This window comes from Pseudoduganella violacea (genome assembly GCF_014191875.1).
In the GTDB taxonomy this organism is placed as follows: domain Bacteria; phylum Pseudomonadota; class Gammaproteobacteria; order Burkholderiales; family Burkholderiaceae_D; genus Rugamonas; species Rugamonas violacea_A.
In genome coordinates this window covers 95,971-121,658 of the sequence record NZ_JACHXD010000004.1, presented here as the reverse complement: position 1 = coordinate 121,658, position 25,688 = coordinate 95,971, and the positions used below count along the sequence as shown (strand labels likewise).

Genomic DNA, 25,688 nt, shown 5'->3' with positions numbered 1-25,688 from the left:
AACTGCGCTCAATTGCGCTTGGCGTTTGCCGCCTCGCGCAGCAGCGGCATGGGATCGACGTCGGTGAAGGCGCCCGACTGCACCGCAAATTCGCGCAGCAAGGGAATGTGGCCCGAGCCATAAATCACCAGGATGCGATCCTTCGGACTGTCGGCAAGCTTCACCAGATTGCCGAAAATTTTCAGGTTGCGGCCATACCAGCTGGCGACCCAGTTGGCGCCAGGTTTCGCTTCTTCATTGCCCAGCATCGCATAATCGAAGTAGCGGCGGTGGCGGGCCGCCAGCTTTTCCGAGGCATTGTTCTCAATCAGCCAGCTGGCTACCGGCGTGGTCTTCATCAACGCGTCGTTGAGCGGGGAGGTCGCCGTCATGGCGGCCAGCCGCTCTCCCATGCCGTTCGCCTTGGCCCAAACCTGATAATCCAGATCGCTCATCTGCCCCGGTGGCATCTTGTTCCAGTCCACCGCGTACATCGTCGGCAGCTTATTGGCGGCGGCGATGCGCATGCCAAATTGATCCATTTCGTTCCGGCTCAGGGTGTAGCCGCCCGAGAGCATGCCGGTGTAGCGCTGATGCAGCTCGGCCTGTTTTTCGGTCGCCAGTTCAACCGCGATCTTGGTCGGCTTGAAGCGGACCAGCGCCGCCACCACGTCGGCGATTTCAGCCTGGCGCTCGGGTGTCAGGACGTCGGGCACGGTGGTGGTGATGACGTCGCGGTTATGGTTGGCCAGATGCGGCGAGCCGACGAACATGATGGCGGGGCGCTCGGCTTCCGTCCTGTCGCGCAGCAGTTTGATCTCCTGGCCTTGGGCCAGCGCGCTTGCGCACAGCGCGGCAATGCCGATCAGGTAACTATTAAAACGGTATGGCATGTTTCGGACTCCTCGTTCTTGTTGGGATATTCGAAAGACCGATTATAGGGCTGTGGTTTCAAAATGCTATGATCAATCATCGTTGGCTTCATCTAATCTTAAGGAGTGGAAGCATGCCGGTGTTGAAGCTGGGTGGCGGGCTTGATCTGAGTTATGAAATGATCGATGGCGAGGCGGGCAAGCCCTGCCTGGTTTTCCTGCATGAGGGGTTGGGCAGCATCGCATTGTGGAAGGGATTCCCGCAGCGCTTATGCCAGGCCACCGGCTGTTCGGGCCTGGTTTATGAGCGCGAAGGCTATGGACGGTCCAGCGCCTTGCGCCGGGTGCGCAGCATCCATTATCTGCATGACTATGCGTTGGCCGAACTGCCGCAGGTGCTAGAGCGCCTGATGCCGGGCCGCGAATATATCGTGATAGGCCATTCTGACGGCGGCAGCATCGCGCTGATACATGCGGCCGGCAATCCTTCCGGTCTGCGTGGTGTCATCACCGAAGCGGCTCACGTCTTTGTTGAGGACCTTACGGTGCAAGGCGTGCGTGCCGCGAAGGAGTCCTTCAATCCAGGTCTGTTGATGGCGCTGGAGCGTTATCACGGCGAGAAGGCGGAACAGATTTACATGGCCTGGGCCGACACCTGGCTGCTGCCGGGCTTCAAACATTGGAATATCGAGTATCTGCTGCCATCCATCGCCGTTCCCACCTTGGTTGTGCAGGGAACGGAAGACCAGTATGGCACCGAAGCCCAGGTGGATGCGATTGCCGGCGCCGTGCCGGGAGCGCGCAAGCTGATGCTGGAAAACTGCGGCCACAGTCCACATCTGGAACAGCCGGAGACGTTACTGGAATCGATACGCGGCTTCCTGCGCGAGCTTTAGTCGCGCTGCCTTTCCTTTGGCTGCCTGGCCGCGCCGCGGCTAAGGGACTGCAGCGGCGCATCCACGATCGCCCTGGCCTTGCGCTGCATATCGCTGGCCGCGATCTCCGCCTGCCTTTCGCGCTCATCTTGCGGAAAGGCGCTGCCCTCATCCTGACTGTTATCACGATAATCGGCGATGATGGCGCTGAGAAGCCAGATCAGCACCGCAACCGTGGCGCCGGCAAGCGTGAGCGCGGCCAGGCGTTGAGAATCTCCCGGCATGCTTTGTGGCGTAGCTTGATTCGGCTGCTCCAAAATACACCTCCATTTTGATCCAGCGTTGAACGGAGAAATCCGCGCCGCCTACCATGAAGCATCTGCGCAGCGCACACGATGCAGTGTGTGGTCTGAGCCGCAGCCCTGTTTTGATGGAGCGCACCATGGTTCCCGTTTTGCTTTTTCTGTCCTTCTTCTGCGTGTGCTTTGTGGCGTGGATGCTGATGTTCCCGCACAACCGGACGGCGCTTGCCGATGTGGCGGGCCGTCTGCGCATCCGTCTTCCCGTCGGCCGGCATGCTTTGCTGGTCGCGGGACTGATGCTTGCGGTTTGCCTGCCGCCTTTGCTGGCGCTGACGGCGGGCGGACGCGTTACGCTGCCCGGCTTTGAGGAGCAGGGAAGAAGCGTCAACATTCAGATCGAGGCCTTGTTGAAAGGCGAGCAGCTGGTGCCGCCGCAGCCACTGCCGCCCGCCATGTTCACCACGGCCGAGGTGGAACTGGTGCGACCCCAGCTCGCGGGAGCAAGCCGCAACTGGCAGTTGCTGGATGCGGAGTTTGCGCAACGCCTGCTGCTGGTGTTCCGCATCATGCGCGAAAAGCATGGCTATGAAATGGTGCTGCTGGAAGGCTACCGCAGTCCTGAGCGCCAGAATCAATTGGCGGCAGCTGGTCCGCATGTGACCAATGCGCGCGCCTTCCAGAGCTATCACCAATATGGTTTGGCTTCCGACTGCGCCTTTCTGCGCGAAGGCAAGTTGCTGATCTCCGAAAAAGATCCATGGGCCATGCGCGGCTATCAGCTGTATGGCGAAACGGCCGAAGCGCTGGGCCTGACCTGGGGCGGGCGTTGGACCATGATGGATTTCGGCCACGTCGAATTGCGCCGCGCGCGCCGCTGAACTTGCTTTTGCGCAAGGATGTGCATGGTGATTGCTGGCACTATGGATCGGGTCTGCCAACCATTGCTCATAAGGCGGCCTGCCATGATGCGACGAATCTGGACCTTCCTAAGCGACTCGCGCCACCTGACTATCATTGGCTTTATAGCCATGGCGGCGTTCTGTTATCTTGGTGCTGAACTGCTGGAGCTGGCCCTGATCTGGGCCATCGCCGCCACGCTGGCCGGGGTGGTTCTGTATTGGCTGGTGCGCTGGCTGCGGCGCTGGCTGGCGATGCGCAAGGTGGCGCAGCTGGAGCAGGCCATCGAGCAGGATGCGGCCGCGCCGGATGCCGTCGCGCCGGACAACAGCGCGGCCGGCGCCCTGCGCAATGGCTTGCTGCATGCGATCCATATCATCAAGACTTCGCGCATCGGCGTTGCTACCGGCGCCAAGGCCTTGTACGAGTTGCCTTGGTATCTGGTGATTGGCAATCCGGGAGCGGGCAAGAGCAGCGCCATTGCTCGCTCCGGCCTGCAGTTCCCGATGGCCGAAGGTGGCGCGTTTACCACGGCGGGCGGCACGCGCAATTGCGATTGGTTCTTCAGCACTGACGGTATTTTGCTCGATACGGCCGGACGCTATGCGGCGGGCGAGGAAGACCGCCAGGAGTGGCTGGGCTTTCTCGACCTGCTCAAGAAGTACCGCAAACGCGCGCCCGTCAACGGCGTGCTGCTGGCCGTCAGCATCGCCGAGTTGCGCGGCGACGACCCGGAAGCGGTACAACGCCTGGCGCGCAATCTGCGCCGCCGCGTGCAGGACCTGATCGAGCGGCTGGAAGTATTCGCACCGATCTATGTGGTGTTCACCAAGGCAGACCTGATCGCGGGATTCACACAGTTCTTTGCGCAGTCCGAATCCGGCGATAGGGCGCGGATCTGGGGCGCCACCATGCCGTATAAGCGCAAATCCGCCAGCCAGGACATCCTGCCATTCTTCGACCAGGCTTTCGATGAGTTGCACGAAGGCTTGAAGGAGCTCAGCGTCAGCAGCATGGCGCAGCAGCGGCCCGGTTGCCGCGCACCTGGCGTGTTCGGCTTCCCGCACGAGTTCTCGGCGTTGCGCGCGCCGCTGCGGGCTTTTCTCGGCGCGCTGTTTGAGGATAACCGCTTCCAGTTCAAGCCTGTTTTCCGTGGCTTCTACTTTACCAGCGCTTTGCAGGAGGGCGCGCCAGACAGCTTTTTGGCGCGGCAGATCGCCGGCCGTTTCCGCCTGTCGCTGCCGGCTTCGCAGCAAGCTGCGGAAAGCCGCTCCTGCGGTTACTTCATGCTGGACCTGTTCCGCAAGGTGGTCTTCGCAGACCGTTATCTGGTGACGCAATATGCCAGCCGCAACAAGATCCGTCTGCGCTATGGCGTCTTCCTGGCGTCGGCGGTTGTACTGGGCGCCGCGCTGGCGGGATGGAGCTGGGCATATATGGCGAACCGCCAATTGGCCGCGAATGTCAAGGCCGACCTGGAGAAAGTGCTTCAGCTACAAGCGCGCAGCCCGGAACTGCAGGCGCGTATGGAAGCGCTGGAGATATTGCAGGATCGGATAGAACAGCTCACGCACTATCGCCAAAAGCGCCCATGGCCGCTGCGTTTTGGCCTGTATCAGGGCGATACGCTGGAACACAAGCTGCGCGGCGAATACTACGCCGGCATGCGCGAGATTCTGCTCAAGCCTGTTGCCGGCAGCCTGGAGGCGCAGCTGAATGAATACAATGCGCGCGCGACGACGGAAGGCGGCACGGCGAAGGCCGAAGACGTCTATAACGCGCTAAAGGCTTATCTGATGCTGTCAGAACGCGTGCGTGCGGAGCCTGGGCATTTGAACGATCAGGCCAGCCGCCATTGGCGCGGCTGGCTGGAGGCCAATCGGAGCACAATGACGAGCGAAAAGCTGGTGCGCATGGCCGAACATCTGATGAGCTTCTACCTGGCGCAAGCCGCCGACCCGGCTTGGCCGCAAATCGAGCAGAAGCTGGTGCTGGTCGATACCACACGCGAAAACCTGCTCCGCGTGGCGCGCGGCATGCCCGCGCGTGACCGCATTTACGCCGAAATCCGCGCGCGTGCCGCAACCCGTTTCCCCTCGATGACGGTGGTGCGCATGGTGGGAGATCAGGATCGCGCCCTGGTTGCCGGTAGCCATGCGGTTTCCGGTGCCTTTACCCGCGAAGCCTGGGAGAAGTATGTGCTGGGTGCGATCCGCGACGCCTCCAACGGTGCGCAAAGCAGTACCGACTGGGTGCTGAAGACGGCGCGCAAGGATGATCTGACCCTGGATGGCAGCCCCGAACAAATTCAGAAGGCTTTGACGGAGCTGTATCTGGCCGAAAAGGCTGCCGCCTGGGGCGAAATGCCGCTGCATCAGTGGCTGCATGCGGTGGTCAAGGAGCAGGCGGCGCTCAGCCACCTTGATGAGCTGCTGGGAGTTGCACCACCGGCGCAGTAGGCGCAGCGGCTACAATGCGGGCATGAAGACGAAACGTGCCATGTGCCCGGCCTGCCTGCGGCCGCAAACGGGCTGCATTTGCCGCTGGATCGCGCCGGTGGAAAGCGCGGTCGAGCTGCTGATTTTGCAGCATCCGATGGAAGTGGCGAACGCCAAGGGCAGTGCGCGGCTGCTGCATCTCTGCCTGCCGAACAGCCGCCTGGAAACAGGAGAGCAGTTCGAGGAGGCGCAACTGGCCGAATGGCTGGATGGGGGCAAGCGGCCGGTGTTGCTGTATCCCGAAACGCCGGGCGATGCCTCGCTCGGCATTCCCGCCGCGCCATCGTTGGATCGCGGCTGGCTGGAAGCGCCGGACAAGCTGCTGCTGGTCGTGCTGGATGCGACCTGGCGCAAGAGCCGCAAGATGCTGTATCTGAACCCGCTCTTGCAGCGCTTGCCGCGCCTGGCGCTGCAAGCGACGCCGCCTTCGCATTACCTGATCCGCAAGGCGCATGCGCCGGACCAGCTCTCCACGCTGGAAGCCAGCGCCTGGGCGCTGGCTCAGTTGGAGAATGCGCCGCAGCGCTATGACGCCTTGATCGCCGCCTTCGACGGCTTCGTGGCCCAGCAGCAGGCGCAGGCCGCCAGCGGCGCGCGCCAGCGTGGCGCTTAGGCCAGCAGCGTTAAGCCAGCAGCTTTAGGCCGGGCGGCAAAGCCTCGCCCAGCATCCGCTTCTCGCTGGCCTGGTCCAGCTGCACCACTTCACGCACCATGGCCGGCCATCCCGGCGGCGCGCCCGCAGCGGACAGGCGGCGCAGGATTTCGGCGCGCAGCTCATCGCTGATGTCGCGCAGGCGGTCGCCGGTCATGCGCGCCAGATGGGCGGCGGCAAAGCCGGCCGGTTCCACCTTGCGCCAGTCCAGCGCCAGGATGGTGTGCAGCCATTCTTCCACCGTGGCGGTGGGGGCGGCGTCGTGGGCGCTGCCGTGGAAGGGCTGGCGCGCGCCGACCCGGCCCAAGGCCCATAGATAGCGGGTGTAGACGGCATCCGTTTTGGCGTCGGCCTTGGTTTCTGGCGCGGGCAGTTGCTGCACCATCCAGTTGCCGATTTCCGCCTTGTAGGCCGAGGGGATGCGCTCCAGCGATGCGCCCAGGCGCAGCATGTCCTCTTCGCTGCCGTTGACCAGGGTGATGGGGCGGCGGCCGCGCTCATGCTCGTCGGCCTGCAGATTGAAGGCGAAATCGTCCAGCAGGCGTAGCTGCGCCTCGGCATTCAGGCCGCCGCAGACGCGCCGCCACAAGGTCCACCATTCGGCGCAGACCTGGCTGTCCTTATGGAACTGCACGCCGGTCTCGAACAAGGCCCACAGCTGCTCGATGCGCCATTCGTCCAGCGTATAGCCGAAGCCGGGACGCAGACAGTAGCCGCTCAGGTTGAGCCAGACGCGTTCATGTTCGGCCGAGCGACGGCGGCCCTTGGCGCGTTGCAGCAGGGCGTCGAACAGGCGGCGCAGCAGCGGCGTTTCCCAGCGTTCGCGGCTGCCCAGCAGGTTTTCCAGCGCGGTGCGCAGCTGGCGCACTTCTTTGCTGTCTACCTGCTGCGCGCGACTGCCGAAGATGCGTTCGATTTTTTCCAGTGCTTCGTCGAAGCGGGGCGGTGATGGAATGTCGCCATCGGCGCCGCCGGCCGCGTCGTCGCAGGCCTCGTCGCTGGTGTTGTCGTTCGCCTGCTGGCGCAGCTGAAACTCCAGCAGCCAGCGCTGCGTCGGTTCGCTGGCGGCGCAATGCACTTCCAGCGTGCCGACTTCGCTCAGCGACGCCTCCAGCTGCACCGGGATTTCCTTGCGCGCGGCGACATCGCCGCTGTCGCGCAGCACGGTGGAAATGGGCGGCAGGCGCACGAAATCGGCCGAGTCGAGTTCCGCCAGTTCGCCCGCTTGCGGCGCGCGCCCCGCGTCGGCGGTGACGGAAACGATGTGGAAGCGCACCGGCCGTCCCAGGCGCAACGCAAAGTTGCGTTCCGTCAGACGCACCTCGCGTCCCGGCTCCGTACCGCGCGGCAGGATGCAGATGGCGCGCTGGGTCTGGCGCACGTCGGCCGGGCCGCGTTCGCCGTCCAGCAGCAGGTAGTAGCTGCGCGGCGAGCCGCCGCCGATGGATGGCGCCTGGCCCTGGCGCGCCAGCGCGTAAGCCACGCCGCCGCGCGCCACCGCCACGTCGGGATCTTGATTGTGCAGCACGCGCAGCGGCGCGCCGCGCCACGCGCCCAGCACCTCGGCCAGGCGCTGCGCCAACGCCTCGGCGCGGAATACGCCGCCGTTCAGTAGCAAGGTATCGGGGATGGGCAGGCGGCCGTCGTCCGGCAGGCCAAGCGCTTCGCGCGCCGCCGCCGCATGCTGCTGCAGGAAGCTGACCAGGTGACGCGTGATGGCGGGATCGCTGGCATATGGCAGGCCGAATTCCACGATGCCGCCGCGCGCGCGCTTGGCCGCTTCGCGTTCGCTGTTGAGCGGGAAGAAGCCATCGACCACGATGCGCTGCAATTCCTCGCGTTCCAGCGTGATCGAGCGGCTGCCGCCGATCAGGCGCGAGCCGCTGCCCAGCAGCGTGATCGTGGCCTGCGGCGGCGCATCGGCCGCCAGCAGCTCTTCCTTGGCCACGCGGCAGCGCTGCGTCAGCTGCGCCAGGCGCGCGGCGGACAGCTTGCCGTCGCCCGTACCCAGGCGCTGCTCGGCCAGGTGGGCCAGGGCCAGGTCCATATTGTCGCCACCGAGGATCAGGTGGTTGCCGACGCCGATGCGGGTCAGCTTGGGTTCATTGTTTTCCAGTTCAACTTTGATCAGGCTGAAATCGGTGGTGCCGCCGCCCACGTCGGCTACCAGCACCAGCCGCGTTTGCGCCAGCTCGGCGGCCAGCGTGGCGCGGTGGCGGTACAGCCAGTCGTAGAAAGCGGCTTGCGGTTCCTCCACCAGGCGCAGCGAAGGCAGGCCGGCCATGCGCGCCGCCTCCAGCGTCAAGGCGCGGGCACCTTCGTCGAACGATGCGGGAATGGTGAGAACGATTTGCTGGCGTTCCAGCGGATGCTTGGGGAAACGGGCATTCCAGGCCGAACGCAGATGGCCTAGATAACTGGCGCTGGCCGCCACCGGCGACACCTTGGCCACGTCGGCCTCCGCGCCCCAAGGCAGGATCGGCGCCATGCGGTCGACACCCGGATGCGAGAGCCAGCTTTTGGCGCTGGCCACCATGCGGCCCGGCACTTGTGCGCCCAGCGTGCGGGCCAGGCGGCCCACTGCCACGCGCTCCAGCCCCGCCGCGTCGTACGGCGGCCAGGGCAACTGCAATTCGCCCGCCGCCAGCTCGCCTTCGGCCGGATGGTAGCGCGCCGAAGGCAGCAGGGCGGCGCCGGCCACTTCGCCAGGCGCCACCAATTGCTCGATCTCGAACAGCTCAACCTTGCCCGAGCCTGGCGCCGCGTAAGCCAGCACCGTGTTGGTGGTGCCGAGGTCGATGCTGACGAGATATTGTGTCATTGTCCTTCGGCCGTGGCGCGCACGTCGAATTCCACCTTCCAGCGTTGGCCGTCCTGCGCCACCGCCAGCAGTTCCAGCGTGCCCGCTTCGCTGGCGTAGGCATGCAGGCGTACCTGCACCACATCGCCAGCCACACGGCCCTCGGGCGAGAGCGTGGCCTGGATCTCGTTCAGCTCCACCAGTTCGTCCGGACCCCAGAAATCGAGCACCGTGCCAATCTGGTCCTGGCGGCGCACGGAAGAGCCGAAGAAGCGGAAGTGCACCGGCTCGCCCACCACCAGGCCGAATTCCTGGCCCGGCAATTCCAGCTCGCCGCCTTCTTCCATGCCGAATGGCGCCACGCACAGCGCCTGGATCGGCGGCTCCATGCCGGGGATGGCCGGCATCGACGATTCCACCGCCACGTAGTAGGAACGCGCCGTGCCGCCGCGAATGCGCACGCCAGCGCCGCGCCGCACATAGCTGTAGTAAGCCGCGCCGCGCGCCACCGCCAGATCGAGGTCGGCCCCGCCCAGCATGCGTGCCGGCTCCGCGCCTTCCATATACAGCCAGTCGTTGATGGTATCCATCACGCGCTGAGCCAGCAGTTCGGACTTGAACACGCCGCCGTTGAACAGCACCGCGCTTGGATGCAGGAAGGTGTGCTCGCCATTCTGCTGGCCGGCATAGCCTTCCAGCTCGGCGGTCGCGCCCACCTGGCGCGCCAGGAAGGCGGCTAGGTGGCGCGTTACGGCCGCGTCCTGCGCATATGGCAGGCCAAGCTGGGTCAGGCCGGCGCGGGTGCGCACGGCCGGACGGGCCGCCGCTTCCACGCGCGGGAAGAAGCCGTCGGTAATGAAGGTGGTGACTTCCTCGCGCGTCAGTTCGGTGCGGATGGAGCCGCCGATCAGCTTCGAGCCGCGGCTTGGCACCACGATAGGCCAGGTCTGCGCATCGGCATTGGCCAGCAGGTTTTCCTTGGCGGCGCGGCAGCCATAAGTCAGGGCGCGCATCTGCCAGGCGTCGAGCTGGGTGCCGTTGGCGGCCAGCTTGCGCGCCACCAGATGGGCCAGGGCCAGGTCCATATTGTCGCCGCCCAGCAGGATATGGTCGCCCACGGCCACGCGGTGCGGTTCCAGCTTGCCGTCGCGTTCCAGGATGGCGATCAGCGAAAAGTCGCTGGTGCCTCCGCCCACGTCCACCACCAGGATGATGTCGCCCGGCTTGACTTCCTTGCGCCAGCGGCCGTCGCTGTTCTGGATCCAGCTGTACAGGGCGGCCTGCGGTTCTTCCAGCAGGGTCAGGCCCGCGTAGCCGGCCGCGTTGGCGGCGGCGGCGGTCAGCTCGCGCGCGGCCGGATCGAACGATGCCGGAATGGTGACGGTGACGGCCTGCTCGGCGAACGGCGCGTCGGGATGCGCTGCATCCCAGGCCTGGCGCAGATGGTTCAGGTAGCGCGTCGACGCTTCCAGCGGCGAAACGCGCGTCACTTCTTCCGGCGCGTCGTTGGGCAGGATGGCGGCGCAGCGGTCCACGCCGGGGTGGCACAGCCAGCTTTTCGCGCTCGACACCAGGCGGATCGGTGTCGTGGCGCCACGGCTGCGCGCCATCTCGCCGGCCACGCCGGTTTCGTTCTCGCCGCTGGACCAGGGCAGGGCCAGTTCGCCCGCCGCCAGTTCCTCGGGATGCGGCAGATACAGGAAGGAAGGCAGCAGCGGCAGCTCTTCCACCGTACCGGGCGCCGTCAGTTGCGGGATGCCCAGCACGCCGTGGCTGGTTTTCTCGCCGTCACTGCCAGCCAGGTCTACATAGGAGAGGGCGCTGTGCGTGGTGCCCAGGTCGATGCCGATGGCGTAACGTGGATCGCTCACAGTTCCACCTCGGCCGGCGCCAGGATTTTCGCGTCATGCGCTTCCGCCAGTTTCGGCAGGCGCACGCTGGCGGCACGCCAGCCACGGTGGCTCAAGCTGCCGGTGAAGGGCGCCTTGCCCACCACGTTGCCGGTCAGGCGCACGCTGCTCGCGTCGAAGCCTTCCGCCAGGGTGACGCGGCTGCCTTCGGCTTCGCTGCGCACCGGTTCGATCGAGAAGTGCTCGCGCAGCACCTTGCTGCAGCCTTCGTGCACCACGCGCGCGGCGGCGCCGATGTCGGCGTCGGCGTAGCCGCTCAGGTTTTCCTGGGTGAAGTCGATCAGGCGCGCTTCGCGCTGCAGGAGGCTAAGCAGCTGCAAGGCGGCATCCGGCGTGGCTTCGCGCAGTGGCGCGGCGACTGGGGCGGGTGCTGGAGCCGGGGCCGGTGCAGGCGCCGCAGTTGGAGCGGGAGCGGCCACGGGGGCGGCTGCCGGTTCGTAAGGATGTTGGATGCGGCCCGCGAATTCGGCATCGGACAGCGTCTTGAAGAAGGCGCCGAAGGCAAGCGGGATGCGGCTCCAGAAGGACGGGAGTGTGGTCGATTTGTTCATTTTTGCTCTTGAGAGGTAAGCGGATCGCCGCGCCGCATGTAAGAGGGCGCCGGGAGCGATCTCCAGGGAATGCCGCATCATACCAGCTAGCGCCGCGCGTCAGCAGGGAAAACACTTGCCGCTCAAGCCAAGGCGGCATAAAATACTGTATAAATATACAGTTATAATGAGACGCCTATGCGGAACAAGGAAACCGAAGGGCAGGCCATGCTGCCCCCGCAATCGCTGAAAGCGCAGAAGGGGCGCGGCGCCGTCACGAATATGCAGGGCCGCTACGAGGTACTTGGGCGCGAAGCTTTCGACGATGGCTGGAACCAGGAAGAGGCGGAAGAAGACGCGCCGAAAGTCTGGCGCACCCAGGTCAGCGAGGAAACGGCGCGCAGCATCTTGAGCCGCAACCAGTCGCCGGATATTCCGTTCAATGTCTCGCTCAACCCTTACCGTGGTTGCGAGCATGGTTGCATTTATTGTTTCGCGCGGCCCTCGCACAGCTATCTGGGCCTGTCGCCTGGCCTCGACTTTGAAAGCCGCCTGTTCGCCAAGGTGAATGCGCCCGAGCTGCTGCGCAGCGAGCTGGCCAAGCCCTCCTATGTGGTCGAGCCGATCGCGCTGGGCGTGAATACCGACGCCTACCAGCCCTGCGAACGCGACTACAAGCTGACGCGGCGCGTGCTTGAAGTGCTGCAGGAGTGCGCGCACCCGGTCGGCTTGATCACCAAGTCCGCGCTGATCGAACGCGATATCGACATCCTGGGTGCGATGGCGCAAAAGAACCTGGCTGCCGCCTCGGTGACGATCACCACGCTCGATCCGAAAATCGCCCGCACCCTGGAGCCGCGCGCCGCCGCACCGGCGCGGCGCCTGCGCACCATCAAGACGCTGAGCGAGGCCGGCATCCCGGTCGGCGTCAGCATCGCCCCCATCATTCCCTTCGTCACCGAACCGGATATTGAAAGGGTGCTGGAAGCGGCGCGCGATGCCGGCGCCATCATGGGCAGCTATATCGTGCTGCGCCTGCCATGGGAAGTGAACCCGCTGTTCCAGCAATGGCTGGAAGCGCATTTCCCCGAGCGTGCCCAGCGCGTGATGAACCGCATTCGCGATATGCGCGGCGGCAAGGACTACGACGCCAATTTCGCCACGCGCATGCGCGGTGAGGGCGTGTGGGCCGACCTGATCCATCAGCGCATCGAAAAGACCCTGGCCCGCCTCGGCATGATCGGCCGCGGCACCCGCTACAAGAGCCTCGACCGCAGCCAGTTCAAGCGTCCCCAGCAAATTCCCCCTAGCGGCGCCAAGGCGCGCGCCGCGGCGGCGGCAGGGCAGGGGGATTTTTTCCTATGATGAAAGGAGACTGCCATGGGATGGATACTGATAAGCGTCGTATTGCCGCTCACCGCACCCTTGATCGCGCTATTGTTTCTTCGGCCACTGGCTTTGCCGGAACCACTACGCCCGTCATTAAGCCTGATGGTGCCACTCAAAGATGGGCAACTATGCTGGGGAGCAATCAGCTTTTGCGCCTCGTCCCTTTATGAGCTTGGTGTCAGAAATTGGGAAAGGACGGGCATCACGACTAGTGGCCACGGCTATCTGATAGCCTGCCTGATCGTGTTGCTGGTGGTATCGAGTCTGCTGGCGGCAGGCGGGGCTATTTTCCCCACATCGAACAAGCGTCCGGCTGGCGTCGAATGGCACGCGCATTACAGGTGTTTTCTGGTTTCGCTGGCGCTGACCTTTTGGGCGGCACTTGCTTATATCTTGGTACACTACGAAGTGATCAAACGCTGATCTGTTTAAGGGGAATTTATTATGTCTTTCTCCGGTATAAAAAACCGTTTCAGGAACGAGGATCAGGCCAGAGCGACGCTATCGGTTTTTTGCGGAACTATTGGCCTTGCCTCTTTTTTAATGTTCTTGTTAGGCATTTGGCTGATGCGCTGAGCTTGCCAACTCCGCCAGATAGCGCTCGATGGCAAACACATGCTCATCGTGATGCCCCATCTCCCGCAGGGCGGCGGCAAGATGCAGCAGGTAGTCGCGATTGGGGCCGCTAGGGCCGACGGCGGCCGCGATGTGCTGCGCGATCTCTTCCTCGCTGGCTGCGCCGAGAAAGGCGGCATTGTCCTCGGCGGCGATGTACACCAGGCCTTCCACACTGTCCCCATCGCCGAAATCGATCTCGACCGCCAGGCGCAGATAGCCGTTCTTTTCGCGGTGATCGAGGTGGGCGAATTCTTCCGGCGTCACCAGATAGGCCATGCCGTGGCAGACCGCGCCTTCCTGCGGAATCAGCGTCACCACGCGGCCCGGCGCCTCGGGTGTGCCGCGATGGTCGTGCGAACCCTGCCAGAAGCGGCGCGTCCAGCCCGTGATGCTGGCGGGACGTTTTTGCAGATAGGGAAAGTCCGCCTTGTAGATCAGCGAACCGTAGCCGAACAGCCAGACCTGATGGTGGCCGTCGAATTTGTCCATCGCGCGGTTGATTTCGATGGTGTTGTGGGACATGGCGCCGAACCTGCAAAAAGCCGCATTATGAACTAGCTGGACGGAAGCTGCCGCGCCTGCACGAACTCGTGCAGGAAGGCGGTAAAGCTTTCGGCGGCCGGCGACAGCGAACGCGCCGTCTTGGTGTAGACGAAGAATTTGCGCGTGAGCTCGGGCTGCGTCAGCAGGCGCATCTGTAAGCCGTAGAGTCTGACCATGCGTTCGGCATAGGGCAGGCAGGCGGTGATGCCCAAGCCCGCGCTGACCATGGCCAGCGCCGTCGTCATGAAGGTGACTTCATTGTAGGGAATGAGCGACTGCTCGCGCAGGGACATATCGCGCATCAGCCGTTCGGTGAACTGGCCTTGCAGCGCGATGAGGGGATGCTGGTTGACGTCGGCCCAGCTCACGCTGTCCTGCGCTTCGAGCGCATGGCCGGGCGGGAAAACGATCACGAATGGCATCTCGAACAGCATTTGCGCCTCGATTTCCGCCGTGGGGTCGCGCTCCGGGCCGATGCCCACATCGACCTCGCCGCTGAACACCCGTCCCGACACATCTTCCACCGGGCAGTCGACCAGCTTGACCTGCACTTCCGGCACCGCCGCCTTGTAGGCCGCGATCACCTCCGGCAGCAGGGTGCAGGACATCATCTGCGGCGCCGCCACCCGCACCATGCCTTTCTTTAGCGCCTTGCGGTTGGCGATATCGGCCATCGCCCCGTCCAGATCCTGCAGCATCTTGTCGAACAGGGGGAAGAGTTCGCGCCCCACCTCGGACAATTGCACGCGGCGCGTGCTGCGCTCGACGACTTTCACGCCCAGCAGTTGTTCCAGCTCCTTGATCTGCCCGCTCAGCGCGGACTGGGTCAGGTGCAGATATTCGGCGGCCAAGGTGAAACTGCCGGTACGGGCCACGGCCACCAGGGCGCGCATCTGGCGCAAACTAGGATTCATAAGAAAATCTGATAAATCGAGATGAAAATTCCGTTTGAATGATAGCTGAAACAGGAGTCTAATGTCAGCAAGTCAATAAGGAGACACCATGAAAATCAAGCGCATTCACCATGTCGCCTACCGCTGCAAGGACGCGAAGGAGACCGTGGACTGGTACGTCAAGCACCTGAATATGGACTTCGTGCTGGCCATCGCCGAAAACGAAGTGCCGTCCACCAAGGCGCCCGATCCCTATATGCACGTCTTCCTCGACGCCGGCCAAGGCAATGTCCTGGCCTTCTTCGAGCTGCCGACCCAGTCCGATATGGACCGTGACCGCAACACGCCGGCCTGGGTCCAGCACCTGGCCATGGAAGTGGCGTCGATGGACGAGCTGCTGGCCGCCAAGGAGCGCCTGGTCGCCGCCGGCATCGAGGTGATCGGCCCGGTCAACCACACCATCTTCAAATCGATTTACTTCTTCGACCCGAACGGCCACCGCCTGGAACTGGCGGCCAATACCGGCACCCCCGAAATGATGCAGAAGCTGGACGACGTCAAATGGGAAATGCTGGAAGAATGGTCGAAAACGAAGAAGGCGCCGACCCACGCCGCCTGGATGCACGCCCCACAGCCTGAAGGACAATAAATGAAACTCGCAACACTGAAAAACGGCACGCGCGACGGCCAACTGGTGGTCGTCAGCCGCGACCTGGCGCAATGCGTGGCGGTGCCCGCCATCGCCGCCACCCTGCAGGCCGCGCTCGACAACTGGGACGAGGCCGCGCCCCAGCTGAAACAGATTTACGCCCTGCTGAACCAGGGCAGCGCCACCGGCGCCCAGGCTTTCGATGAAGCCCAATGCCATTCGCCGCTGCCGCGCGCCTACCAATGGGCCGACGGTTCCGCCTACATCAACCACGTGGAGCTGGTGCGCAAGGCGCGCAATGCCGAAGTGCCGGCCTCCTTCTACACCGATCCGCTGATGTACCAGGGCGGCTCGGACAGCTTCGTCGGCCCGCGCGACGCGGTGTATGCGCTGAGCGAAGACTGGGGCATCGATCTTGAAGCCGAAGTGGCCGTTGTCACCGGCGACGTGAAAATGGGTGCCAGCGACGAGGAGGCGGGCCAGGCCATCCGCCTCGTCATGCTGGTCAACGACGTGTCGCTGCGCAACCTGATTCCGAACGAGTTGGCGAAAGGCTTCGGTTTCTACCAGTCCAAACCGGCCAGCGCCTTCTCGCCGGTGGCCGTCACGCCGGACGAATTGGGCGACGACTGGTCCGGCCACAAGCTGCACCTGCCGCTGCTGGTTACGCTGAACGGCAAACCTTTCGGCAAGCCGAACGCCGGCGAAGACATGACCTTCAGCTTCGCCCAGCTGGTGGCGCACGCCGCCCGGACGCGCGAACTGGGCGCGGGCACCATCATCGGTTCCGGTACCGTGTCGAACAAGCAGGGCAGCCTGCACGGCTCCAGCATCGAGAACGGCGGCGTCGGCTACTGCTGCCTGGCCGAAGTGCGCATGTACGAAACCATCGAAAGCGGCGCGCCGCAAACCGGCTTCCTCAAGTTCGGCAATACCGTACGCATCGAAATGCAGGACAAGCAGGGCGCCAGCATCTTCGGCGCCATCGACCAGACCGTGAGGAATTATCAGGAGCGCAGCTGATGAAGCTCTATTCCTACTTCCGCAGTTCCACCTCCTACCGGACGCGCATTGCGCTCAATCTGAAGGGGCTGGAGTATGAACTGGCGCCGGTGCACTTGCTGCGCGACGGCGGCGAACAGCATGGCGAGAGCTACCGCACCGTCAATCCCAGCCAGCTGGTGCCGGCCCTGGTGGATGAAGACCTGACCATCACCCAGTCGCTCGCCATCATGGAGTATCTGGACGAGGTGCATCCCGTCATGCCGCTGCTGCCGCAGGACGCGGCGGGCCGCGCCCGCGTGCGCGCGCTGGCGCTGACGGTGGCTTGCGAAATCCATCCGCTGGCCAATCTGCGCGTGCTGCAGCATCTGAAAGGCGCGATGGGCTTGTCGGAGGAAGTGAAGAACGAATGGCAGCAGCACTGGGTGAAGGAAGGCCTGGCCATGCTGGAAGCGCATCTCGCGCGCGACAGCGAAACCGGCCGCTTCTGCCACGGTGACACCCCGACCATGGCCGACTGCTGCCTGGTGCCGCAAGTCTTCAACGCCCAGCGCGTCGGTGTGGATGTGGAAGCGTATCCCAACATCGCCCGCATCTACGCCAATTGCAGCGAGCTGCCCGCATTCAAGGCCGCCCATCCTGCGCAGCAGCCGGACGCCGAATAAGCATCCGCGCCCTCGCCAGACAGGCCGCCGCTTTTCGCGCCGGCCTGTCTGGATGCTTCACAAGACCGTATGGGCAATCGTCAGTATGACTATCCACACACCGCTGCTCAACATTTCCTGGAGCGAAGCCAGTATTGGAGCGCTTGAAGAGGGGGGCGGCTTGTCTGCGCTCAGGGCGCGTGCGCGGCTGAGATAGTTGGCCGAGCCGCTTGCGCCGACCAGCGCGATGGCTGTCAATATCCCCAGTTTCGGATCGGCGCCCCCCAGCCACAGTGGTGCAGGCAGACTCAGTAACAGCGCCGGTATCAGCGCCGCCCAGCGCTTGGCAGTACGGATAGCGGCTGGCGCTGCCGGTGAGGATGCCAGCAAATCCCACGCCTGCTCGCCGGACTCAATCAGGCGCGTCAGCGTGCCGGCCAATGCCCCGGTGGCATAGACCGTGAGGGCGGCAATGACGAGGGGGCGCAGGCTGTTGGTGCCTGCCGCCACAAAGGCCACGACCAGCGTTGCTAACTTGGCGGCGAATTGGCTCAACAACATGGGCTGGCGCAAAATCAGCAACCACTCCTTGTATAACACCAGCTGGCCTAGGCTGCGGCCAAAGTGCAGGCTGACGCCGAACGCCCGGCCGGGCGTGCGACCCGTCAGATGACGTCCCTGCTGCAGTGCGTGCAGGAAGCGGTGCTGCAGCAGCACGGTGGCAAGCTGCGCCAGCCCGAGCGCGGCAAGACAAAACAGCATCAAAGGAATCGGACTGCCCTGCAGCGCGTGCACTGGCAGCCACAGCGGGCTTGCCGGTCCCAGCAGGGCGCCGTCCTCCAGCAGACTGCCAAAGCTTGTCTTGATGCCGGCGGGGATGGCCTGCAGCAGGTTGGGCAGCAAATACAGTCCCACGATGACGACCGTGCCCGGCACCTGCGCCACAATGGAGGCGCGGCGTGGGCCAATCCACCGGGCGAGCTGGATGGCTAGCATCATGCCGCAACTGGCGGCGATCGTGGCCATCGCAATCAGGGCCGGATACAGTGCCAATAGCTGCGGCCGGCCAGTCAGCAGGCCGATATGGATGATTGGACTGACCAGGAAGAGTGTCAGCAGCAGCGTGCCCAGCACCACGCCGCCCAGGCGCGCGCGCAGGAGGGTGACGCCAGGCACGGGAGAACACAGCAGCAGATCCAGGTCATTACGGCTGTACATCACATGCACGCAGCGTATCATCGCGGCCGACAGCATCAGGATGAACAGCACGGCAGCGGCGGCGCCGTCGAGATGGAGCTGATCGAGAGGATCAGTTGGCCGCCAGTACGGCAGGGTGGGGAGTATGCCCATTGCGGCCACATGCAGTATCAGATAGATCGCTGCAATCCATCCCAGGACGGCGGCAGGCATGGCGCGCTGGTTGGGGCCACGCCGCAGGGTGAGACTGACGGCCGCGGCTGAGTCGGCGACGAACAAGCGCAGCTCGTGGCGCATCAGCCAGAGCGCTCCGCCTGGGCGTAGTGCCACCAAATCAGATAGCGGCTTCATCGCGGCTTTCCGTCAGGCTCAGGAACACATCTTCCAGCGAGGCATCGCGTTGCCGCGCCTGGCCCCGCAATTGATCGAGACTGCCTTCGCCGATCAGGCGTCCATGTTGCAGAATGCCGATGCGATCGGCCATGCGCTCCGCCACTTCGAGAATGTGCGTGGTGATGACGACGGTGCCGCCGGCCTCTGTATGGCGCTGTAGCAGGTCTTTGACCTGGCGCGAAGCGTGGGCATCGAGTCCCGTGAGCGGTTCGTCCAGAATAATCAGCTCGGGCTGGTGAATCAGCGCGCCGGCCAGCGCCAATTTCTGTTTCATGCCGCGCGAATAGCTTTCGGTCAGCTGCCGCGCATGGGGCGCAAGCCCCAGCAGCGCCAGCAGATCATCCGCATCGGCGGCAGCTTTGGCGGCGGGCATATTCCATAGACCAGCCATAAAGGCCAGATACTCCAGCCCGGTGAGCTTGCCGTAAAGCAGAGGTTCGTCAGGCAAGTAAGCCAGCGGCCGTTTCGCCGCCTCGGGCTGGGCGTGCAAATCGATGCCGAAAATATGCACACTGCCGGCGTCGGGCAGGAGCAGGCCGGTGGCCATGCGTAAGGTAGTGGTCTTGCCTGCACCGTTGGCGCCTAGCAGCGCGTAGATTTCGCCGCGCCGCACGCTAAGGTCCAATTCATTCACGACAGGGCGGTCGAATCTTTTGCTGAGCCCACGCAGTTCAAGGGCGTGCTTATTCAAGAGGGACATTGTTTATCTACTTCTGAAAATATTGGGCGAATATTAATATTGTGTCCATATGGAAACAAATAATCTTTTGTCATAACCATATGATTTTGTTTCCATACCATTTTTGATTGGCAAGAACTGATGGATGGCTCAGAATTTGGCGGATATCCATTCGCCACTTTCATATGCCGAACTCCCGATTGCCCTCGTTCAAGTTCCTGATTGGCTTCGAGGCGGCTGCGCGCTTGGGCAATTATTCGCGCGCGGCGGACGAGTTATGCATTTCCCAGTCTGCCATCAGCCACCAGATCGCCCAGCTGGAACAGCAACTGGGCCAGCCGCTGTTCCGGCGCAAAGGGCGCGGCGTCGAGCTGACCGTGGCGGGGCGCCTGCTGCTGGACAGCGTGGGCAAGTCGCTGGAGCAGTTGCGCAATGGGCTGAACCGCATCGAGACTTATATGGACGGCAGCCTTGCCACCGTGGTCTGTCCCGCCCACATCGCCAGCGGCTGGCTGCAGCCGCGCGTCGATCGCCTATTGCAACTGCACCCTGGCCTGTGTCCCATCATTTCGATCGACGAAAGCGCCCGCTACATCGACGAACTGGACGTGGACATCGCTATCACCACCGAGCCGCTTAAACAGCCCGGCTTGTTCGAAGTGCCGCTGCTGGGCGATGAGCTGATTGCCGTGTGTACGCCGGCGCTGGCCGGCAAGCCTGATCTCGGCATGGTTTGCCTGGAGGGCGACCTGACCAGCGACTGGGTCGGCCCCTTCATCCGCCAGCACTTCGGCAGCCTGCGCAAGATCGCCATTTATGACGATCCGCGTCTGGTGCTGGACGCGGCCGTGCGCGGCCGGGGGCTGGCGCTGGTCTCCCGTCTGCTGGCCGATGACGCGCTTTGGTCAGGGCAATTGCGGCGCATGCCGGACTTTCCCGGCCTGCCTTTGGGAACCGTATGGATCGCCCGCGTCGAAGGGGAAACGCGTATCCCGCTGGTGCGCGCCATGTTCGACAGCCTACTGCAGTTTGCCCAGGACGAAGCATAAACCATGAGCAATATTGATTAATCGGGGCAAAAAACATCAATTGTCTGCATAAGTCCTCATCCATAGAATGCGGTTTTTCGGGCAACCATAGGAGACTGCAATGCCAAGCCGCCGACACTTCATCCAGCAACTTGCCGCAGGCGCCGCCATCGGACTGACGGGAGGGTTGAGCTTCGCGCGCGGCGTGGGCGCCGAGAACTGGTATATGCCCGACGAGCACCTGGCGCAGGAACGCGTCTTCGTTTCCTACGCGGCTTCCAGCGCCATCTGGAAAGACTGGGCGCCTGCCGTCAACGCCACCGTCGCCCGCCTGGCCCAGACCATCGCCCGCTACCAGCCGGTGACGGTGCTGTGCCGGCCCGGCCAGCAGGCGCAGGCCCAGCGCGATTGCGGCCAGTCCAATATCGATTACCTGCCGCTGGCGCTGGACGACATCTGGGTACGCGACTACGGCGGCTGCTTCGTGGTGGACGGCGCCGGCAATCTGGGGCTGGTGGATTTCAACTTCAACGGCTGGGGCGGCAAGCAGCGCGCCGGCAGCGACAAGCGCGTGGCCGGCATCTTGAGCGAAGAGTTGGAAGCCAGCTATATCGCCAGCAGCTTGACCGGGGAGGGCGGCGGCATCGAGGTGGACGGCCATGGCACGGCCATCCTGACCGAAAGCTGCTGGATCAATTCCAACCGCAATCCAGGCATGGGCAAGAGCCAGATCGAAGCGGAATTGAAGTTGCGCCTTGGCCTGCGCAAGATCATCTGGCTGCCGGGTATTCGCGACAAGGACATCACCGATGCCCACGTCGATTTTTACGCGCGCTTCGTCAAGCCGGGCGTGGTGATCGCCAATCTGGATAACGACCTGGAATCCTACGACCATGCCGTGACGCGCAAGCATCTGGAGATTCTGCGCAATGCCACCGACGCCGATGGCCGGCGTCTGCAAGTGCATACCCTGCCGCCGCCGCGCAAGCTGCGCGGCAACCGCTTTACCGACGACAACCAGGATTTCGCCGCAGGCTACATCAACTACCTGCCGATCAATGGCGCCGTGATCGCGCCGCAATTCGGCGATTCGGCGGCGGACAATTATTGCCGCGACCTGCTGGCCAAGCTCTATCCCGGCCGTGTAATCGAACAGCTGGACATCGACCCGATTGCGGCCGGCGGCGGCGGCATCCACTGCGTAACCAAGCAGATGCCGCGCGTTTAAATCCGCTCGCGCGCCAGCGGTTGGATGCCGGCGTCAGACCGCCATCAATTCATCGATGGCGGCGAACGCCGCCTTGCGGTCGATTGCGGTGATGCGGTCGGTCGGCGACAGCATGATGCGGAAGCGGTCGCACATCGGGTAGAACCAGCGATGATTGCCGCTGTTGACGTAAAAGCCCAGCACTTTCTTGTTGTAGACCGAGGCGATGTGGATGACCGCCGTGTCGGGCGACACCACCAGATCGCATTCGCGCACCAGGGCGGCCAGTTCCAGCACATGCGTGGTGGCGAACGACAGCATGACATTGGCGCGCGCGCTGCCCGCCACCACGGCGGCGGCCCGCTCGCGGTCGCCCGGCGGATAGAGCACGATGACGGCGTGGTCGGGATAGCGGTCGGCGAGTTGGCGGCACAGGGCTTCGGTATCGTCCTGGGGCAGCACGCGGTTAGCGCCGCTGCCTTGGTAGTTGACGCAAACCAGCCCCGCGTAGCGCTGCTTCAAGCCGGCGGCAAAGGTGCGCGCCTGGTTCGCGTAGGCGTCGACGTTGTACAACTCGTAGCGGTAGTCGATATTGGTCGGCTTGAAATCGCCCAGCGACTCAAAGTATGTCGCCAGGATGTGGCGGTCGCTCGGGTACTCGATGGTGTGATCGTACATGCCGAGATTGCCGGTATGGGTGCCGTACTTGGCGACGCGCGGGCCGTGCAGGTGGCGCGCGCCCAGCATCTTGAGGTAAAGCTGGAAGGCCGGCGAGAAGCGCAGCGACATGCTGAGGATCAGGTCATAACGTTCGCGCCGCAGCCGCCGCACGATGCGCAGGCTGTTCCACACGCCGCGCCGGTCCCACAGAATGGTCTGGCGCACATGCGGACAGTCGCGCACGATGTCCAGATTGACGCTGCTGGCCACCACGTCGATGACCGCATCCGGCCAGGCCGCCTTCAGTTCGCGGAACAGCGGCGTGGACACGATCATGTCACCAATCCTGTCGTTCCTGAGGATCAGTATCTTTTTGACCTTGGCCGGGTCCGGAACGGACTTGCGGCGCTTGTTCAGCAAGCGCTCAAGAAAATATCTTTTAAACAATTTAAATTGATATCAGGATAGTAATTACTCCTAATTGTAACGTATTGTTACATCTGTGGTCTAAAATCTCACCACGCGGTTGCGGCCTTCTTTTTTGGCGCGATAGAGCGCCTTGTCGGCGCGGATCAGCATGGCCGACGAGGTGTCGGCCGCCTCGTGCAGATTGAGCGAGGCCACGCCGATGCTGACGGTCAGCGCCACGGCCGCCCCATCCTCGGCGCCCACGCGCACGCCGGCTGCCGCTTCGCGCAGGCGCTCGGCTACATGCACGGCCACGCCGGCTTCGGTTTCCGGCATCAGCAGCACGAATTCTTCGCCGCCGAAACGCGCCGCCATATCGATGCCGCGCATGGATTCGGTCAGCAGCGTGGCGATTGCCACAATGGCCTTGTCGCCCGCATCGTGGCCGTAGGTGTCGTTGATGCGCTTGAAGTGGTCGATGTCGATCATCAGCATCGACAGCGGATGGTTGAAGCGGCGCGCCCTTTCGATTTCGCGCGCGATCTGCTCGGTCATCTTGCGCCGGTTGGCGATGCCGGTCAGCGGATCGGTGGTGGCCAGCTGCTCCAGCTTCTTGTTGGCCATCAGCAGTTCCAGCGTGCGCTGCAGGACGCGGTCTTCCAGGCCGTTGCGCTCTTCGTTGAGCGTCGCCAGCGTGCGGCGGCGGTCGCGCAGGGCCAGTACCAAGGCGGTAATCAGCACGCCTTCCAGTCCGATCAGGCTAAGGCCCGCGATAATCTGCCAGCGGTACAAATCCCAGACATTGTGCGGCCGGTTCAGCCACACCGAGTCTTCCGGCGCATTGCGGATGTGGAAGCGCTGCGCGGTCGGATAGTCGAACATATAGGTTTGCACATCGAAGCTTTTGCCCGGCTGTCCGAGCAGGATGCGCGCGATGGCGCGGCCGATATGTTCGCCGCTCACCACGTAGCCGCCGATCACGCCCGGCTGCACCACCGAGCCGATATGGGTGAAGATCGGCGCCTGCGACACCTGGGTCAGGCGGCGCGCCAGTTCCGGCGGCGGCATCAGCTTGCCGGCGCGGTCGCGCGTGGCGCCCATGATGAAAAGGGCGCTGCTGCCGTCCAGGCCCGCGGCGCGCTGCGGCAGGTCTTCAAACAGGTAGTCGTCCCAGTATTCGAAGGCGATGCGGCCCGCGTATTGCGGCTCCAGCGCGCGCACATTGCGGATCCAGCCCTGCACGCGCGCGCTGCCGTCGCCGACCACCACAATGCGCTTGACCTGGGGCGCGGTCTGCGGGATCACGCCGATGGAGCGCGCGAAATCGCTTTTCACTTCCAGGCCGGTGGCGTTGACCGGGATCCAGTCATGCTTGCCGTGGTTGACGTAGTAGCGCGGCACGCCGGCGAACAGGCCGGGATGGGCGTCGAGGAAGTCGGCCGCCACATAGTTCTCGCTGACGATGGCGTCGAATTTGATATTGGCGTACTTGGTGCGCAGATAGGGCGCCATGCTTTCGCGCGAGGCGCTCTCGCCAACGCGCAGGGCGTCGAAGCGCTCCTCGAAAATAGCCGGCGTGCTGCCGCGCTGCTGGCTGCCAAGTTCATCGTACAAGCCCTTGTGCACCTGGCGTTGCCAAAGCGAAGCCGAGTCCGCGCCCATGGAGTACAGCACAAGAATCTGTCTCTGGTTCACGTCCGGTTCCGCCCGTACCAGACCGCATAGAGCGAGCAGGCAAACAAGCTTGGTCAGGGCAAAACGCGGGAAGGATACTGACATAAGGAGGGACTAGGTATCTGGGAAAGGCGATTTGCTTGAAGGAAAGTCTAACATGCAAAATTTCTTTTAAAGCAAGGATCATGACGATTTTGCCAGCCTTTTTCGGCGGATGGTCAGGCCGCTCTTAGTGCATCGACGATCTGCATGCGGGCCGCGCGCAGGGCCGGCAGGAAGCCGCCGACAAAGCCCATGAGTAGCGAAAAGACGAGGGTTTTGAGCACAATCGCCGGGTTCAGGCGGAAGCCGAAAGCCAGTTCGGCGAAGGATTGGAAGTTGGTGGTGGAGAAGGAGATGAATTGCATGAATGAAGCGAAAAACAGGCCGGCCGCGCCGCCCAGCACGGCCAACAGCATGGCCTCGGCCAGGAAGGCGGCCAGGATGCTGCGGCGCTGGAAGCCCAGCGCGCGCAAGGTGCCGATCTCGCCCACGCGGTTGGCGACCGAGGCATACATGGTGATGGTGGCGCCGATCATGGCGCCGATCGAGAAGATCACCGACAGCACCATGCCGAGGATGCTGATGAAGTTGGACAGCGCTCTTGACTGGTCGGAGTAGAACACCTGCTCGCGCTTGGCCTCCAGCGTCAGGCGCGGATCGGCCTCGATCTCCTGCTTGAAGGCCTCGAAGCGCTTGCCGTCGTTCAGGCGCGCGATCACCGAGGAATAGGCGTTGCGGCGGAAGGCCTGCATCAATTGCTCGGCGTCGCCCCAGATTTCCGAGTCGAAGCCGCTGTTACCTGCGTCGAACAGGCCGACCACGGTCCATTCGCGCTGGCCGAAGCGTAGGGTCTCGCCGATGCCCGCGCCGGCAAAGCGGCGCGCGATGCTGGCGCCGGCGATGATTTCCGAGGCGCCGGGGCGGAACATGCGGCCCTGGGTCAGCTTCACCTGCGGCCGCAGCGCCATGCCTTGCCGGCCGATGCCGCGTATCACCACATTGGACGGCTTGTCCGAGCCGCGCTTGACCAGGGAAATCAGCACCACCGTTTCCTTCGACAGCAGCGGCGAGCCGTCCGCGCCCAGGGCCAGCGCGGCATGGCTGCCGGCGATGCTGGCCTGGCGCCGCTCCACGCCGCTCTGCACCTCGGTTTCGGCCGCGCGCCGTATCAGCACCACATTGTCGTATTCGCCGGTGGTGACGAGGGTGGTGCGCAAACCTTCGTCCAGCATCAGCACCGTGGCGAAGACGAAGACCACCAAGGCCAGGCCGCCCGCCGTGAGCACGGTGGTCAGCCGCCTGGCCCAGAGATTGCGCGCGATATAGGAGAAGGGGATTTTCATCGGC

General features: G+C 63.8%; 23 protein-coding genes. 11 read left to right on the top strand and 12 right to left on the bottom strand.

What is annotated here, in order from left to right; translation table 11 throughout:
* Positions 1-8: 8 nt before the first annotated feature.
* Positions 9-872, bottom strand: a complete 864-nt coding sequence (locus tag FHS03_RS08965; RefSeq protein WP_183440661.1) for a DUF5694 domain-containing protein — start codon at positions 870-872, stop codon at positions 9-11.
* A 113-nt stretch (positions 873-985) separates the two neighbouring features.
* Here FHS03_RS08965 and FHS03_RS08960 point away from each other — a divergent pair, with 113 nt between their 5' ends.
* Positions 986-1,747, top strand: coding sequence for an alpha/beta fold hydrolase (locus FHS03_RS08960; protein WP_183440660.1), 762 nt, complete (start codon positions 986-988; stop codon positions 1,745-1,747).
* On the opposite strand, the gene FHS03_RS08955 is transcribed toward FHS03_RS08960, so the two are convergent.
* Positions 1,744-2,043 carry a hypothetical protein gene (locus FHS03_RS08955; RefSeq protein ID WP_183440659.1) on the bottom strand — a complete coding sequence of 100 codons (300 nt, stop codon included), beginning with the start codon at positions 2,041-2,043 and terminating at the stop codon, positions 1,744-1,746. The genes FHS03_RS08960 and FHS03_RS08955 overlap by 4 nt on opposite strands.
* A gap of 125 nt (positions 2,044-2,168) precedes the next feature.
* On the opposite strand from FHS03_RS08955, the gene FHS03_RS08950 reads away from it, so the two are divergent.
* The 3 genes from FHS03_RS08950 to FHS03_RS08940 all read left to right on the top strand — a co-directional run bounded on the left by FHS03_RS08950 (position 2,169) and on the right by FHS03_RS08940 (position 6,036).
* Complete coding sequence (locus FHS03_RS08950; protein ID WP_229426127.1) at positions 2,169-2,906, top strand: M15 family metallopeptidase; 738 nt, start codon at positions 2,169-2,171, stop codon at positions 2,904-2,906.
* Between the two features lie 84 nt (positions 2,907-2,990).
* Positions 2,991-5,384 (top strand): type VI secretion system membrane subunit TssM, encoded by a 2,394-nt coding sequence (gene tssM / locus FHS03_RS08945; protein ID WP_183440657.1) that lies wholly within the window; start codon positions 2,991-2,993, stop codon positions 5,382-5,384.
* A gap of 22 nt (positions 5,385-5,406) precedes the next feature.
* A complete protein-coding gene (locus tag FHS03_RS08940; RefSeq protein WP_183440656.1) occupies positions 5,407-6,036 on the top strand; it encodes a tRNA-uridine aminocarboxypropyltransferase in 630 nt (209 codons plus the stop codon).
* A 10-nt stretch (positions 6,037-6,046) separates the two neighbouring features.
* On the opposite strand, the gene FHS03_RS08935 is transcribed toward FHS03_RS08940, so the two are convergent.
* Genes FHS03_RS08935 through FHS03_RS08925 form a run of 3 tightly spaced genes read right to left on the bottom strand, consistent with a single transcriptional unit; the run spans position 6,047 to position 11,336 of the window.
* Complete coding sequence (locus FHS03_RS08935; RefSeq protein ID WP_183440655.1) at positions 6,047-8,896, bottom strand: Hsp70 family protein; 2,850 nt, start codon at positions 8,894-8,896, stop codon at positions 6,047-6,049.
* The gene (locus FHS03_RS08930) at positions 8,893-10,746 is read right to left on the bottom strand and encodes an Hsp70 family protein (RefSeq protein ID WP_183440654.1); all 1,854 of its coding nucleotides are present in this window, start codon (positions 10,744-10,746) and stop codon (positions 8,893-8,895) included. Before FHS03_RS08930 ends, FHS03_RS08935 begins: the two co-directional genes overlap by 4 nt.
* Complete coding sequence (locus tag FHS03_RS08925; RefSeq protein WP_183440653.1) at positions 10,743-11,336, bottom strand: DUF2760 domain-containing protein; 594 nt, start codon at positions 11,334-11,336, stop codon at positions 10,743-10,745. The genes FHS03_RS08930 and FHS03_RS08925 overlap by 4 nt, the downstream gene beginning before the upstream one ends.
* Before the next feature lie 177 nt (positions 11,337-11,513).
* On the opposite strand from FHS03_RS08925, the gene FHS03_RS08920 reads away from it, so the two are divergent.
* Positions 11,514-12,680: a PA0069 family radical SAM protein gene (locus tag FHS03_RS08920; protein ID WP_229426126.1), complete on the top strand. Its 1,167-nt coding sequence runs from the start codon at positions 11,514-11,516 to the stop codon at positions 12,678-12,680.
* 15 nt (positions 12,681-12,695) lie between these two features.
* Positions 12,696-13,127: a hypothetical protein gene (locus tag FHS03_RS08915; protein WP_183440652.1), complete on the top strand. Its 432-nt coding sequence runs from the start codon at positions 12,696-12,698 to the stop codon at positions 13,125-13,127.
* A gap of 129 nt (positions 13,128-13,256) precedes the next feature.
* On the opposite strand, the gene FHS03_RS08910 is transcribed toward FHS03_RS08915, so the two are convergent.
* Positions 13,257-13,844: a gamma-glutamylcyclotransferase gene (locus FHS03_RS08910; RefSeq protein WP_183440651.1), complete on the bottom strand. Its 588-nt coding sequence runs from the start codon at positions 13,842-13,844 to the stop codon at positions 13,257-13,259.
* Between the two features lie 32 nt (positions 13,845-13,876).
* Positions 13,877-14,779, bottom strand: a complete 903-nt coding sequence (locus FHS03_RS08905; RefSeq protein WP_183440650.1) for a LysR family transcriptional regulator — start codon at positions 14,777-14,779, stop codon at positions 13,877-13,879.
* An 88-nt stretch (positions 14,780-14,867) separates the two neighbouring features.
* Here FHS03_RS08905 and FHS03_RS08900 point away from each other — a divergent pair, with 88 nt between their 5' ends.
* From FHS03_RS08900 to maiA, 3 genes are read left to right on the top strand one after another with little or no spacing between them, the layout of a single operon-like run.
* A complete protein-coding gene (locus tag FHS03_RS08900) occupies positions 14,868-15,407 on the top strand; it encodes a VOC family protein (RefSeq protein WP_183440649.1) in 540 nt (179 codons plus the stop codon).
* Entirely contained in the window at positions 15,408-16,430 is a 1,023-nt protein-coding gene (locus FHS03_RS08895; protein ID WP_183440648.1) for a fumarylacetoacetate hydrolase family protein, read from the top strand. It begins immediately after the preceding gene.
* Complete coding sequence (gene maiA, locus FHS03_RS08890) at positions 16,430-17,074, top strand: maleylacetoacetate isomerase (protein WP_183440647.1); 645 nt, start codon at positions 16,430-16,432, stop codon at positions 17,072-17,074. Before FHS03_RS08895 ends, maiA begins: the two co-directional genes overlap by 1 nt.
* 57 nt (positions 17,075-17,131) lie before the next feature.
* Here the strand turns inward: maiA and FHS03_RS08885 are convergent, their stop codons facing one another.
* Positions 17,132-18,601, bottom strand: coding sequence for a hypothetical protein (locus FHS03_RS08885; RefSeq protein WP_183440646.1), 1,470 nt, complete (start codon positions 18,599-18,601; stop codon positions 17,132-17,134).
* A complete protein-coding gene (locus tag FHS03_RS08880; RefSeq protein ID WP_371871637.1) occupies positions 18,585-19,277 on the bottom strand; it encodes an ABC transporter ATP-binding protein in 693 nt (230 codons plus the stop codon). The genes FHS03_RS08885 and FHS03_RS08880 overlap by 17 nt, the downstream gene beginning before the upstream one ends.
* A 230-nt stretch (positions 19,278-19,507) precedes the next feature.
* On the opposite strand from FHS03_RS08880, the gene FHS03_RS08875 reads away from it, so the two are divergent.
* On the top strand, positions 19,508-20,371 hold the full coding sequence (locus FHS03_RS08875) for a LysR family transcriptional regulator (RefSeq protein WP_183440644.1): 864 nt from the start codon (positions 19,508-19,510) through the stop codon (positions 20,369-20,371).
* A 100-nt stretch (positions 20,372-20,471) separates the two neighbouring features.
* Positions 20,472-21,578 (top strand): agmatine deiminase family protein, encoded by a 1,107-nt coding sequence (locus FHS03_RS08870; protein ID WP_183440643.1) that lies wholly within the window; start codon positions 20,472-20,474, stop codon positions 21,576-21,578.
* A 33-nt stretch (positions 21,579-21,611) separates the two neighbouring features.
* Here the strand turns inward: FHS03_RS08870 and FHS03_RS08865 are convergent, their stop codons facing one another.
* The 3 genes from FHS03_RS08865 to FHS03_RS08855 all read right to left on the bottom strand — a co-directional run bounded on the left by FHS03_RS08865 (position 21,612) and on the right by FHS03_RS08855 (position 25,684).
* Positions 21,612-22,553, bottom strand: a complete 942-nt coding sequence (locus tag FHS03_RS08865; RefSeq protein ID WP_183440642.1) for a glycosyltransferase family 9 protein — start codon at positions 22,551-22,553, stop codon at positions 21,612-21,614.
* Positions 22,554-22,724: 171 nt separating this feature from the next.
* Positions 22,725-24,320 carry a diguanylate cyclase gene (locus tag FHS03_RS08860; protein ID WP_371871636.1) on the bottom strand — a complete coding sequence of 532 codons (1,596 nt, stop codon included), beginning with the start codon at positions 24,318-24,320 and terminating at the stop codon, positions 22,725-22,727.
* A gap of 197 nt (positions 24,321-24,517) precedes the next feature.
* Positions 24,518-25,684: an ABC transporter permease gene (locus FHS03_RS08855; RefSeq protein WP_183440640.1), complete on the bottom strand. Its 1,167-nt coding sequence runs from the start codon at positions 25,682-25,684 to the stop codon at positions 24,518-24,520.
* Between the last annotated feature and the right edge of the window lie 4 nt (positions 25,685-25,688).

Excerpts from the sequence above, each read along its gene's own strand:
- FHS03_RS08965 (WP_183440661.1), bottom strand. The coding sequence starts at position 872 with ATGCCATACCGTTTTAATAGTTACCTGATCGGCATTGCCGCGCTGTGC.
- FHS03_RS08960 (WP_183440660.1), top strand. The coding sequence starts at position 986 with ATGCCGGTGTTGAAGCTGGGTGGCGGGCTTGATCTGAGTTATGAAATG.
- FHS03_RS08950 (WP_229426127.1), top strand. The coding sequence starts at position 2,169 with ATGGTTCCCGTTTTGCTTTTTCTGTCCTTCTTCTGCGTGTGCTTTGTG.
- tssM (WP_183440657.1), top strand. The coding sequence starts at position 2,991 with ATGATGCGACGAATCTGGACCTTCCTAAGCGACTCGCGCCACCTGACT.
- FHS03_RS08940 (WP_183440656.1), top strand. The coding sequence starts at position 5,407 with ATGAAGACGAAACGTGCCATGTGCCCGGCCTGCCTGCGGCCGCAAACG.
- FHS03_RS08935 (WP_183440655.1), bottom strand. The coding sequence starts at position 8,896 with ATGACACAATATCTCGTCAGCATCGACCTCGGCACCACCAACACGGTG.
- FHS03_RS08925 (WP_183440653.1), bottom strand. The coding sequence starts at position 11,336 with ATGAACAAATCGACCACACTCCCGTCCTTCTGGAGCCGCATCCCGCTT.
- FHS03_RS08920 (WP_229426126.1), top strand. The coding sequence starts at position 11,514 with ATGCGGAACAAGGAAACCGAAGGGCAGGCCATGCTGCCCCCGCAATCG.
- FHS03_RS08915 (WP_183440652.1), top strand. The coding sequence starts at position 12,696 with ATGGGATGGATACTGATAAGCGTCGTATTGCCGCTCACCGCACCCTTG.
- FHS03_RS08910 (WP_183440651.1), bottom strand. The coding sequence starts at position 13,844 with ATGTCCCACAACACCATCGAAATCAACCGCGCGATGGACAAATTCGAC.
- FHS03_RS08905 (WP_183440650.1), bottom strand. The coding sequence starts at position 14,779 with ATGAATCCTAGTTTGCGCCAGATGCGCGCCCTGGTGGCCGTGGCCCGT.
- FHS03_RS08900 (WP_183440649.1), top strand. The coding sequence starts at position 14,868 with ATGAAAATCAAGCGCATTCACCATGTCGCCTACCGCTGCAAGGACGCG.
- FHS03_RS08895 (WP_183440648.1), top strand. The coding sequence starts at position 15,408 with ATGAAACTCGCAACACTGAAAAACGGCACGCGCGACGGCCAACTGGTG.
- maiA (WP_183440647.1), top strand. The coding sequence starts at position 16,430 with ATGAAGCTCTATTCCTACTTCCGCAGTTCCACCTCCTACCGGACGCGC.
- FHS03_RS08885 (WP_183440646.1), bottom strand. The coding sequence starts at position 18,601 with ATGAAGCCGCTATCTGATTTGGTGGCACTACGCCCAGGCGGAGCGCTC.
- FHS03_RS08875 (WP_183440644.1), top strand. The coding sequence starts at position 19,508 with ATGCCGAACTCCCGATTGCCCTCGTTCAAGTTCCTGATTGGCTTCGAG.
- FHS03_RS08870 (WP_183440643.1), top strand. The coding sequence starts at position 20,472 with ATGCCAAGCCGCCGACACTTCATCCAGCAACTTGCCGCAGGCGCCGCC.
- FHS03_RS08865 (WP_183440642.1), bottom strand. The coding sequence starts at position 22,553 with ATGATCGTGTCCACGCCGCTGTTCCGCGAACTGAAGGCGGCCTGGCCG.
- FHS03_RS08855 (WP_183440640.1), bottom strand. The coding sequence starts at position 25,684 with ATGAAAATCCCCTTCTCCTATATCGCGCGCAATCTCTGGGCCAGGCGG.